Annotated in this window: 11 protein-coding genes; 7 read left to right on the forward strand and 4 right to left on the reverse strand. The window is 36.7% G+C overall.

Annotated elements, in window-relative coordinates:
- Positions 1-116: 116 nt before the first annotated feature.
- Positions 117-764, forward strand: coding sequence for an error-prone polymerase regulator EppR (gene eppR / locus NL42_RS11795; RefSeq protein WP_461312882.1), 648 nt, complete (start codon positions 117-119; stop codon positions 762-764).
- Here eppR and lpxB read toward each other — a convergent pair.
- Positions 761-1,936: a lipid-A-disaccharide synthase gene (lpxB, locus tag NL42_RS11800; protein ID WP_461312883.1), complete on the reverse strand. Its 1,176-nt coding sequence runs from the start codon at positions 1,934-1,936 to the stop codon at positions 761-763. The two genes, eppR and lpxB, sit on opposite strands and share 4 nt — an antisense overlap.
- Positions 1,937-2,157: 221 nt before the next feature.
- On the opposite strand from lpxB, the gene NL42_RS11805 reads away from it, so the two are divergent.
- The 6 genes from NL42_RS11805 to NL42_RS11830 all read left to right on the forward strand — a co-directional run bounded on the left by NL42_RS11805 (position 2,158) and on the right by NL42_RS11830 (position 8,733).
- On the forward strand, positions 2,158-4,293 hold the full coding sequence (locus tag NL42_RS11805; RefSeq protein ID WP_461312884.1) for a TonB-dependent siderophore receptor: 2,136 nt from the start codon (positions 2,158-2,160) through the stop codon (positions 4,291-4,293).
- Between the two features lie 66 nt (positions 4,294-4,359).
- A complete protein-coding gene (locus NL42_RS11810) occupies positions 4,360-4,659 on the forward strand; it encodes a hypothetical protein (protein WP_461312885.1) in 300 nt (99 codons plus the stop codon).
- On the forward strand, positions 4,652-6,208 hold the full coding sequence (locus NL42_RS11815; RefSeq protein ID WP_461312886.1) for a PepSY-associated TM helix domain-containing protein: 1,557 nt from the start codon (positions 4,652-4,654) through the stop codon (positions 6,206-6,208). Before NL42_RS11810 ends, NL42_RS11815 begins: the two co-directional genes overlap by 8 nt.
- A complete protein-coding gene (locus tag NL42_RS11820) occupies positions 6,205-6,486 on the forward strand; it encodes a DUF1634 domain-containing protein (protein ID WP_461312887.1) in 282 nt (93 codons plus the stop codon). The genes NL42_RS11815 and NL42_RS11820 overlap by 4 nt, the downstream gene beginning before the upstream one ends.
- A gap of 153 nt (positions 6,487-6,639) precedes the next feature.
- Complete coding sequence (locus tag NL42_RS11825) at positions 6,640-7,527, forward strand: sulfite exporter TauE/SafE family protein (RefSeq protein WP_461312888.1); 888 nt, start codon at positions 6,640-6,642, stop codon at positions 7,525-7,527.
- 96 nt (positions 7,528-7,623) lie between these two features.
- Entirely contained in the window at positions 7,624-8,733 is a 1,110-nt protein-coding gene (locus tag NL42_RS11830) for a 3-deoxy-7-phosphoheptulonate synthase (protein WP_013198033.1), read from the forward strand.
- 70 nt (positions 8,734-8,803) lie between these two features.
- Here NL42_RS11830 and NL42_RS11835 read toward each other — a convergent pair whose 3' ends face one another.
- From NL42_RS11835 to NL42_RS11845, 3 genes are all read right to left on the reverse strand, one after another.
- Positions 8,804-9,547, reverse strand: coding sequence for an adenosylcobinamide-GDP ribazoletransferase (locus tag NL42_RS11835; RefSeq protein WP_461312889.1), 744 nt, complete (start codon positions 9,545-9,547; stop codon positions 8,804-8,806).
- 106 nt (positions 9,548-9,653) lie between these two features.
- Positions 9,654-11,222: a histidine-type phosphatase gene (locus tag NL42_RS11840; protein ID WP_461312890.1), complete on the reverse strand. Its 1,569-nt coding sequence runs from the start codon at positions 11,220-11,222 to the stop codon at positions 9,654-9,656.
- A gap of 124 nt (positions 11,223-11,346) precedes the next feature.
- Positions 11,347-11,504, reverse strand: a 158-nt coding sequence (locus NL42_RS11845) for a histidine phosphatase family protein (RefSeq protein ID WP_461312891.1), incomplete at its 5' end; no start/stop codon positions are given.

Below are 11,504 nucleotides of genomic sequence, written 5' to 3' on the forward strand. Positions count from 1 at the left end.
TATTGGCCTTTTTATTAAATTCAAATTTTCGTAGTTTAAATTCAATTTAAATTTAAATTACCTTACTCTTTGAATAAAAGATATACTTTTATGGTGAATTAAAATTAGGTTTAAACATGTCCAGATCTAGACGAAGTGATGGTGATTTAACCAAGTCTAAAATTATTGAGGCTGCGGGACCTTTGATAGCCCAATATGGTTTTGCAAAGACAGCAAACAAAGCAATTGCCAAAGCAGCAAATGTCGATTTAGCTGCGATTAATTATCACTTTGATGGTCGAGATGGTTTATATCAAGCAGTTTTATTGGAAGCTCACGCACACTATCTGGATGAAAACTACCTGCTAAAACTTGTTGAAAGCACTCACTCTCCAGAAGAAAAATTAAACTTATTACTTGAGACTTTATTGCATAAATTAACTGAAAAAGATGTCTGGCATGGCAAAGTCTTTATTCGTGAACTGTTTTCACCTTCAGAGCATTTATTAAGTTTTATTGAATTTGCAGGAATGCGAAAATTTTTTCTTATTCGTAAGTTGATTAGCCAAGTGGCTGGTTTAGATGAAAATGATCCGGCTGTTTTATCCTGCATTTTAAGTGTTATGACACCCTGCATGATGCTCATTATTGCCGGACCGAATGCTCAAGCACCCGAGCCTCTTAAGAATATAGCCCAGATGCCCTTACACGATTTAGTTGAACATTTTAAGAAATTTTCATTGGCTGGGTTAAAAGCAATTAGCCAATCAAATCTTAAAAATTAGCTATTCAAACAGTGTAAAATTGCCTGTACCGGATCTTCGGTATTTCCAGAAATAAGCTGTTTATGCATGGTTAAATGTTGCATCACTTGAATTTGGGCTATTTCAACATTCATCAGTTTTTCTATTTCAGCTGCTAAATTTTCTGGTGTTGCGTCCACCTGAATCAGCTCTTCAATTACTTTCTTACCAGCAATGATATTTGGCAAAGAGTAGTAAGGAATTTTGACTAAAAACTTAGCAATTAAATAGGTCAACCAATGCAACTTATAAAAAGTGACCATAGGTCTATGCATTAACATTGCTTCTAATGTCGCTGTCCCAGAAGCTAAAGCAATGATGTCACTTGCATTCATGACCATACGACCAACTTTTGATTCAGTGTCTGTATTTTCTAAAATATGAATTGCAGCTTTTAAATGAGGTGCTAATTGTTCAACACCCTGCTCAATCTGTTGTTTACGTGCATCATTAATTGCGGGAATCAAAAATTGAATATCTGGATATTTGGTATGCAAAATATTGGCAGCGTCCAGCAACATAGGAAGAAGTCGTTCTACTTCCCCTTTACGGCTACCTGGCAACAAAGCAATATGTTTTTGATTTTCATCAATACCTAATTGTTGTTTAGCAATTTGAATTGGATTTTCAAGTGGTAATTGTTTAGCCAATGGATGACCTACAAATGCCGCCTGAACTTCATATCGCTCATAGAAGACTTTTTCAAAAGGAAATAAACAAAGTACTAAATCTATACTCTGTTTAATGCCATGAACACGCCCCTGACGCCATGCCCAAACCGAAGGACTCACATATTGAACTGTTTTTATCGGAAGATTCTTTTCTTTAATACTTTTTGAAAGTCTGAGGTTAAAATCTGGTGCATCAATACCAATAAAAATATCAACGGGATGCTCAGTCCATTGGTTAATTAAGCCATCACGTACCGCAAATAGTTTTTTTAAGTCTTTTAATACCTCAACAATCCCCATCACAGACAGAGTTTCCATCGGGTAATAGCTTTTAAAACCTTCAGCAATCATTTGAGGTCCACCTATTCCCTCAAATTCAGCATCGATTCCCTGCTCACGAAAACTACGCATGAGCTTAACGCCAAGCGTATCTCCTGAAACTTCCCCAACTACAATGCCTATTTTAAGTTTTTGGTTTGCCAAGGCGATTTACCCAAGAATTTGAAATAATGCATTCTAGCATAGAGGTTTATCAATCTTGAACTTGATCGATACGTACTCATGAAAAGTAGCCAAAGCGCTTGGCTATCTAAAATTACATTCACTTACTATCTTTTAATCTAAATTAACAATGCAATTTGAATTGTAGCTTACATTTACAAACAATAAAATAAATGAGAATTATTTACATTATCTTTAATCTTATGAATATCCCACCTCGACCATTTAAGCTTACCGTAATCGCCTGCGCGATTTGTTATGCGAACCTCTCTTATGCTCAAGACTCAGAGGTACAAGCATTACAGACCATTCAAGTTAAAGCCACAAGTGCTGAGCAGTCTTCTGAACAGACCAAAGCATACAATGTTAAAAACTCAAGTAGCGCAACCAAACTTAATATTGAGGCTAAAGAAACTCCTCAAACTATTAATGTCGTTACTCGTCAGCAAATTGAAGATTTTGGGCTTACCAGTACGAGAGATGTTCTAAAAAATACTCCCGGAGTAACTGTAAGCAATCAGGAAACTGAGCGTACTTCGTACATGGCTCGTGGTTTTGAGATTTCAAATATTTTGACTGACGGCGTGGGCTTTCCCCTCTCAGGTTATAACTACAACAACACTAACCCTGATACCTACTTTTACGACCGTGTAGAAATAGTTAAAGGTGCAGATTCTTTAACTAATGCATTTGGTGATCCAAGTGCAACAATCAACAATATTCGTAAGCGACCAACTCAAGAATTCCAAGCAAGTGGTGGTGTAAGTTATGGTTCGTGGGATACTCAACGTTATGAAGCTGACGTATCAGGCTCAATTACTTCTAGTGGAAAAGTACGTGGCCGTATCATGGGCTATGAGCAAACCGGCGATTCTTACATTGACCGATATTCTTCAGAAAAAAATGGTTTCGCAGGTATTATTGAAGCTGATTTGACAGATAGTACTTTACTGACCGCAGGTTATAGCCAAGAACAAAATAAACCCAATGCAAACAACTGGGGTGCTCTGCCTTTGTTAGATGCCAATGGTAAACAAATTTCATATGACCGCTCATATAACCCTAACCCTGACTGGGCACACTGGGATAATGAAACACAAAATGCTTTTGTTGAATTAAAGCAAAAAATTAATGATCAGTGGACCGCTAAGCTGACCTATAACTATCTTGATACCAAACATAATAGTCGTCTTCTTTATTATTATGGTTATCCAAAAGCTGATGGATCAGGTGTTTCTCTAACCCCTTGGGGTGGTCAAGAGCACCAAGAAAAACATGCTGTCGATTTTAATCTCGAAGGAACATATAAACTTTTCAATCGAGAACATGAGGCATCTCTAGGCTACAGCTATGTACGTAGTCATCAGCAAGATAAACAATCTACAGGAACGATTAACGATAGTAACGTTATAAAATCAACCACTACGGATTGGTCAAGTTGGACACCGCAATCTATAACTTGGTCAGATTTCACAGAAGCCGCAAACTATAAGCAGAATATTAACTCAATCTATGCTGCGACACGCTTACATCTTAATGAAGATTTAAAACTTTTACTGGGTGCAAACTATGTCCAAGCTGAAAGTAAAGGTGAAAGTTATGGTTCACCAATGTCATATAGTGAAAGTAAAGTCTCACCATATGTTGGACTAACCTATAACTTTACACCTGAATATACAGGTTATATGAGTTACACCTCAATTTTCCGTCCTCAAACTGGTATTGATAAAGATACCAATCAAGCTTTAAAACCTATTGATGGTAAAAGCTATGAAATGGGCGTAAAAAGCTCATGGCTAGATGACCGTTTAACAGGAACACTTTCAGTATTTAAAACTGAACAAAATAATTACCCTCTACGCAGCTCTGATGGAAATCCACTTAATCGAAAAGTACCAACGAGTGATTTAGAATCACAAGGTGTAGAAGTCGGCTTATCAGGTCAAATCACAAATAATGTGAATCTTTCTTTCGGCTATGCTCAATTTAGTATTAAAGATATTAAAAATGGCGGCGAGGCAAGAACTTATAATCCAAACCAGACACTTAACGTGCTAACCACATACACGCCACCAGTTTTACCGAAGCTAAAAGTTGGTGCGGGCTTACAATGGCAAGATGGGATAAAGTTATATGATTCAAATGTTAACAGTACGATTAAACAAGATGCATATGCTTTAGTTAATTTAATGGCGAGCTATGAAGTCAACGATCATATTACGCTTCAAGCAAATGGTAATAATATTTTTGACAAGAAATATTTAAATAGTTTTCCAGATGGCCAAGCTTTTTACGGCCCTTCTGCCAACTATACAGTTGCTGTAAAGTTTAAATATTAATATCGTAGCCAATCTCAATTTAGGGATTGGCTTTATTTATTATTCTTTGTGTATGTGTCAGTAAAGATGTCCAAAACTGTAAATCTCCCAATGTCATATCGTATAAAAGTTTTCTATCGATTCTTGCTAGTTTTCGGTATAGGCTTTGCCTGTATGGCGTATTTAAGTCTTGGACTCATTGGAATTTTCCTTTTGACCCTCGACAAAGCTGAAGCTATTTATCTCGCAGCATTTATAGCCATTCTATTTTACGTCATCTTTGTGATCGTTGGTTTCTGCGTTCAATCACTTTTGAAACTCACTGGGCTATCAATTGTTTTGTGCGCCCTTTTCTTTTTTGTGACACGTATGGTGGGTTATGCATAAAGGTATACGTCAATCTATGGCATGGCTACACTCATGGACTGGCTTAATATTTGGATGGCTCGTATTTGCCATTTTCTTAATGGGTAGCCTATCTTATTACCGCCACGAAATTAATTTATGGATGCAGCCTGCACTTGCACAATATGAAGTAAAACAAGATATTGCCATTAAAACAGCATATCAATATTTACAAGAAAACGCTCCAGATGCCAAATCTTGGTATTTAACTGTGGCTACACCAGAAAATCCCGTCAATACTATGTATTGGGAAAAAGCTGACGGCGGTTATCGCAATGCCACACTTGATGCTAACACGGGAAAAGAACTTCAACTTTCGGCAACTCTAGGCGGCGATTTTTTTTACCGCTTCCATTACCAACTTTTTGGCATTCCAATAATAGTTGGGCGATTAGTTGTATGTCTTGCTGCATTTATTATGATGATTGCTTTGGTTTCGGGCATTATTACCCATAAAAAAATATTCATCGACTTTTTTACTTTACGCACATTTAAGTCTCAGCGCTCATGGCTAGACTTTCACAATATTTCTTCTGTCGTTGCACTGCCCTTCTTTTTAACCATTACATTTACGGGCTTAGCTATTTTCTTTTATTTATATCTACCTTGGGGAATGCAAAAGATTTACCCTGAAAACCCTTATCAATATTTTACCGAAATACGCACAAAGACTGTACTTGAGAATCAATCCATTCAGCCAGCTCAGAACTTAGCTATTGATAAGCTATTGAACCAAGTTCAACAAAGTTGGGGTAATGAACCTTTATCAACGATTAGTGTAAAAAATCCGAATACCAATCAGGCGCAAATTACATTTATTCAGCAAGAAGACCGCTCTATTACTCGTAATCAAGCTCAAATTACATTAAATGCTTCAACTGGCAAAGTCTTAGAAGACACACGTAATAATAGTCCTATTGCAACGTTAAATGCGGGTGTCTATGGACTACATATGGCGACATTTGCTCAGCCTTTACTTCGTTTAGGATTCTTTTTCTCAGGCATTTTAGGCTGTGTAATGATTGCCTCTGGTTTGTTACTGTGGAGTCTTAAACGACAAATTCAAAATAAGAATAGTAAGTTTCATTTCGGACACTATTTAGTTGACCGTTTAAATGTTGCAGCGTTTGTTGGATTACCTTGTGCAACTGTCGCCTATTTAAGCGCAAATCGATTGTTTACAGTTACGTCAACCACGATCAATTATGAAATTTATAGCTTTTTTTTAGTTTGGTTAATCAGCTTGATCATTGCTTTATTCACTAAAAAGCAGCATTTGTGGCGAACTCAACTTTGCGTTTTTATTATGCTGTGTATTGCACTTCCCATCTTAAATCTAAGTTATTTACTTAAATATGATTATGTTCAAAATTTCAGTGATTATTGGACGTTTGCACGTGTAGATGTATTTTTGTGGATCTTCGCAGCTTTAGCAATTTTTATATTCTGCAAAATTCAACCTATTCAGCATAAAGCTGTAGAAAAGATTCAAAAAAAGCTGAATAAATTAAAGGTTGAGGTGAACTCATGATCTTTATAGCTTTCATCTTCATTTTATTAGGAATGTATTTGTTATTTATGACGAGCGAGAAATATCGATCGCCGAAGTCAACTGGCTATTTCAAATCATTAGCTCAAAAGTACTACCGACACTTTAAAATAGCTGCATTTATATTGTTTATTTTGTGCGCATTTATTCTTATTCAACACTATAAATTTTCAATTGGTTTTGTCAGTTGGTGGATCTTTGCAACGCCGTTAACTTTTGGTCTCATCCTTCTACTTAACCCTTTAAAATCATCTAAATAATATTAGACCCTAATAATTTGATGAAAAATAGCTCAAGCTAAGCAAAATTATGATTGCTTAGCTTTTTTTTGCATAAGCAAATCATTATTCATGACAACTGTTTATCTCTAAAAGGAATAAGATATGTGCGTTTCGTGATAAGTGGCGATAAAGATGTCTGGTGCTTTTGAATTTATCTTAGCGGGTATGTTAGTTGGTTTCTGTGTAGGGATTACAGGAGTTGGTGGTGGATCATTAATGACACCAATTTTAATTGGCCTTTTTAGAATTGAACCTCATATCGCAATTGGTACCGATCTACTTTATGCCGCAATTTCAAAATTTTGTGGATCAATGGTTCACGCTAGAAAGCTCAATATTGTCTGGCCAATTGTTTTATGGTTAGCAGTAGGCAGTATTCCTGCATCTTTCGGAACCACATGGGTACTTGAGCATTATTTAAGTCAGTCAACACACTATAAAGCTGTGCTCACCATGGTGTTAGGTTTTATGCTGACTTTAACTGGTGTATCTATCATTTTCCGCTCGCGTATTGAGAAGTTCTTTAATCGTTTTAGAAGTAAAGAAGTCACTCAAACTGAGAATGAGCATTTAGCTATCCATAAAAAACGTAGCTTTATCGTGGTTATGGGTATCATCTTAGGTGTATTCGTAACGCTTTCATCAGTCGGTGCTGGCGCATTTGGCATTATGGCACTCGTGATCATGTTCCCGAACTTGCCAATGATTCGAATTATTGGTTCAGATGTTGTACATGCCGTATTGCTCACTTTAGTGGCTGGCCTTGGACATATGAGTGCTGGTAACGTCGACTTTACGCTTCTGATGTGGTTATTGGTAGGTTCGATTCCAGCAATTATTGTTGGTACGCTCATTAGTTCTCGCATGCCAGAACGTTTAATCCGAAAAATTTTAGGGATTACCCTATTTGCCCTCGGTGTTAACTTTATAGTTCACCCAGTCAAAGCAAAACCGAAAGCACCTGTGGTACAACAACAAGCTGTAGTTGCCGAAAAAACAAGCAACTCAGCTGAAAGATAGCAAAATCAATAAGATTTTTCCAAACTGAAATACCATGAGATGTAGGATTTTCATAATTATTTCATGGTATATTCAGTACACAAAACAACCTTTAGTATGATCGAACCAGTGACAGCAATGACTACACATTCAAATTCCGTTTCAAAGCCAGATATCGACGACGTTAATATTAAAAGCATTCAAACTCTTGTAACACCAGCTGAGCTTAAGTCAGAACTTCCATTATCTGATGTTGCTTCACAAACCGTTCTAAAAGGTCGCGATACCATTCGTAATATTTTAGATGGTTCAGATAAGCGTTTGTTTGTCGTTATTGGTCCTTGCTCTATTCATGATCCAAAAGCTGCTCACGAATATGCCGATCGTTTAAAAGCATTAAGTGAAAAGGTTAAAGATTCATTGTATTTAGTTATGCGTGTTTATTTTGAAAAACCACGTACAACAATTGGTTGGAAAGGTCTAATTAATGACCCTGACATGAATGACTCATTTAACATCGAAAAAGGTTTACGTATTGGTCGTAAACTCTTGCTTGAGTTAAATGAAAAAGGTCTGCCATGTGCAACTGAAGCACTAGATCCGAACTCTCCACAGTACTATCAAGACTTAATTTCATGGTCTGCAATTGGTGCACGTACCACCGAGAGTCAAACTCACCGCGAAATGTCTTCTGGTTTGTCATCACCTGTTGGTTTTAAAAATGGTACTGATGGTGGCTTAACTGTTGCAACCAATGCGATGCAATCTGTTAAATATGGCCATAGCTTCTTAGGCCTTAACGAAGATGGTCAAGTTTCAATTATTAATACGAGCGGCAACCCATATGCACACGTAGTATTACGTGGTGGTAATGGTAAACCAAACTACGATGCTGGCTCTGTTGAAGAAGCAGAAAATGCTTTAGCGAAAGCAAAAGTTAGCACAAAAATCATGATTGATGCGAGCCACGCGAACTCAAATAAAGACCCGTACTTACAACCTCTTGTTCTTAAGAATATTACTGAACAAATTTTAGATGGTAATAAGTCAATTGTTGGTCTTATGGTTGAAAGTCACTTAAAAGGCGGCCGCCAAGATATTCCTGAAAATCTTTGTGATCTTGAATATGGTAAATCAGTAACTGATGGCTGTATTGACTGGGAAACCACTGAAAAAACATTACTTGAAATGCATGAAGCTTTAAAAGACGTTTTACCAAATCGTTAATTCATCTTTTTAAGAAGATCAATTAAGCCCTCATTCTTGAGGGCTTTTTTTTCTTTGTCAGAATTCAACATCAAACTAAATAAAAATAACTCACCACAAAAGCAAAAAGCAGCACAGTTTCGCTAAGCTCAATTGCTGCCCCTACTGTATCACCTGTAATACCGCCAATTCTTTTAATAAACAGATGTCTTAAATAAACCAGACTGATCAAAAAGCCAATAATGGCGATGAGCCCTTGCCATTCCCAATATAAAGCAAATAGCAGAACCAACCCAGCTATTATCCATGAGGCTGTTTTAGGTAAATGATCAGTCAATGAACGGCCTAAACCTTTTTCACGAACATATGGTGTAATTAAAAACAAAATAGATGGCACAATACGCCCAAGTATGGGAACAAAAACTAAAAATAACGTTTGATGCTGTTCAATCAATACATAAATCAGTACAAACTTGAGCAAACAAATAATAACTAAACTTAGCACTCCAATTGGACCACAACTTGGATCCTTCATGATTTGTAAAGTACGTAGTTTGTCTCCAAAACCACCTACCCATGCATCTGCCGTATCTGCTAGCCCGTCTAGATGTAATCCCCCTGTCAGCCAAATCCATAAAGTCATTATGATGGCAGCCAGTAAAAGAACGGGTAATTTAACTAAAAGACACGAGGTAAGAAAAAGAACGCCACCAATAATCAGTCCAACCAGTGGATAAAACAAAATAGCTCGACCATTTTGTTGCGCCGTCGGCATTGTCTTTAACTCAATAGGCAGAACAGTTAAAAATTGCAATGCAATCCAAAAAGGTGTCATATCCAAGTCTCTAACTGATCTATATTTAAAAACAAATTGGATTATGAAGAAATAAAAATGGGAATAGCAATCCCTATCCCCATTAAAGACTTCAAAAACTGAAAATCTATTGCATTTGATAGCACTGTTTCAATTTGATGTAATCATAGTAAAAACTGGTTGGTGTATAACGAGCATAGTTACATGCAGATTTGAACAAAGTTTCTTTTTCGTTATAAAACATTTTTACCAAAGTATTGCCTTGGCTATTTTGGTAAATATCCCATTGGACATTTGCTGCCATAGGTGAAACTACTTCACCGCGCCATGCGCTGGTTGAGTAATTATAAGTCTGACGTAGTGGTAAAGGCTGCATCATATTATGTAAATCTAGGCTGGTTGCCAAAGGAATAATAATTTCAGCATGGGCAAACCGTAAAACTGCTTTGTAAGGCTGAGCTTTATTCACCACGGCGTCAACTTGTTGGAACATATCTTGTTTTAAGCCCTGTGCAATTTCACTCGTGACCAGATTTGACTCTGTGAAACTTGGGCCTTTTTCGTAAAAATCATTAGCATCATTGAATTCAGCATAGAATTTTGCGGCTTCAACAGGCATATATTTATCAAAATTGATACCTTTTAGCTCATCTTTCATGCCACCAGAAATCGAATAGAGCTCATAAACATAAGCTGCTGCATCAACTGCACTGGCGATAGTGTTTTTCCCCTTACCTTTTTCTGTAATTTGCTCACCTTTAGGCGAAGTTACGGTAAAAGACCCTGTATTACTAAAGCTATAACCCGCTGTACCCAATTTTTTAATAAAGTCTGCTTTAAAAATCGGATTAAGTACAGTTTGGGCCGTTTTTTCAGCTGCTGTATTTTTTGATAACTCATCTAACTTTTGGGCTAAATCTTTATTATTTTCTTCAAAATCTTGATAGGCCTGACTAGCATCATAAATTTTCTGTTGACTAGCACTAAGTGGTTGAGTCAAATCTTCATCTGTATTCAAACTATGAAAATAAAGTTTAAAACGGTCAACTCCGCCATCTACAACACTTGGAATGCTTGCACTCGATAAACTGGTATAAGAAGTTGGAACAATTTTATCTTTAAGTTGTGGTTGTTGTTTAATTAATTCAGCCGTAAAAAATTTAGCACTATCTACCGCACGATCAACACCTGAACTTTGTACCGATATAGATGCTTGTGGGTTTAGAAGATTGGGGAAGCGTTGTAATAAGCGATCTGCAATACCGCGGTGTTCTAAAATACCAGTCATGGTTTCATTTCCATAACCATACTGGCGAATTCCTTCGACACCATAGCCTAATAATATGTTGGCTTTCATCATTGCTTCTAGATCAGCACCTAGTTGCTCACCTAACGGCGTTAAAGCATTTTCTGCTTTTGCCTGCTTCCATAAATTATAAAGCGCTAAGTCATATTTCAGACTTGAGAGGCCTCTTGAACCATGACGTGCGACTAACTCAGTGAAAACTGGCTGAAATCCATTCGGAGCGTGTTCATAGCTTTTTAAATCTTGTTGCGGTTGATAAGGTGTTTTAGTTTGATAATATTTTGATGAACTTGTAGGTGTGGTCGTTTGAACATCTTGATCGTCATTATTGTTACACGCTACAAGCAATAATGACGCTGCAAGCATCGTCGTTTTAAATAAAATATTCATAAGTCTGATAAGTTATTAATAAGAAATGCCCATAGCTTAATTTTTAGCAATGACAGTACGATTACATGACTTCAAATATCTTTATAAAAATAACAACTTACAATTGTATGAAAATATAAAATTGCTATCTCAGCGTAAAAGTTAATTGATCATCTTTTTCAGAAAATTCCAGAGAATATAATTTTCCAAGCTCTGCTGGCATTTTAAGTAGGTCATCTAAAGGTTTTCGTTGCGCTAAACAAGCCAATAACTTAATGACGCCACCATGGGTAACAACCAATG

It is taken from the genome of Acinetobacter sp. GN11 (assembly GCF_054823985.1).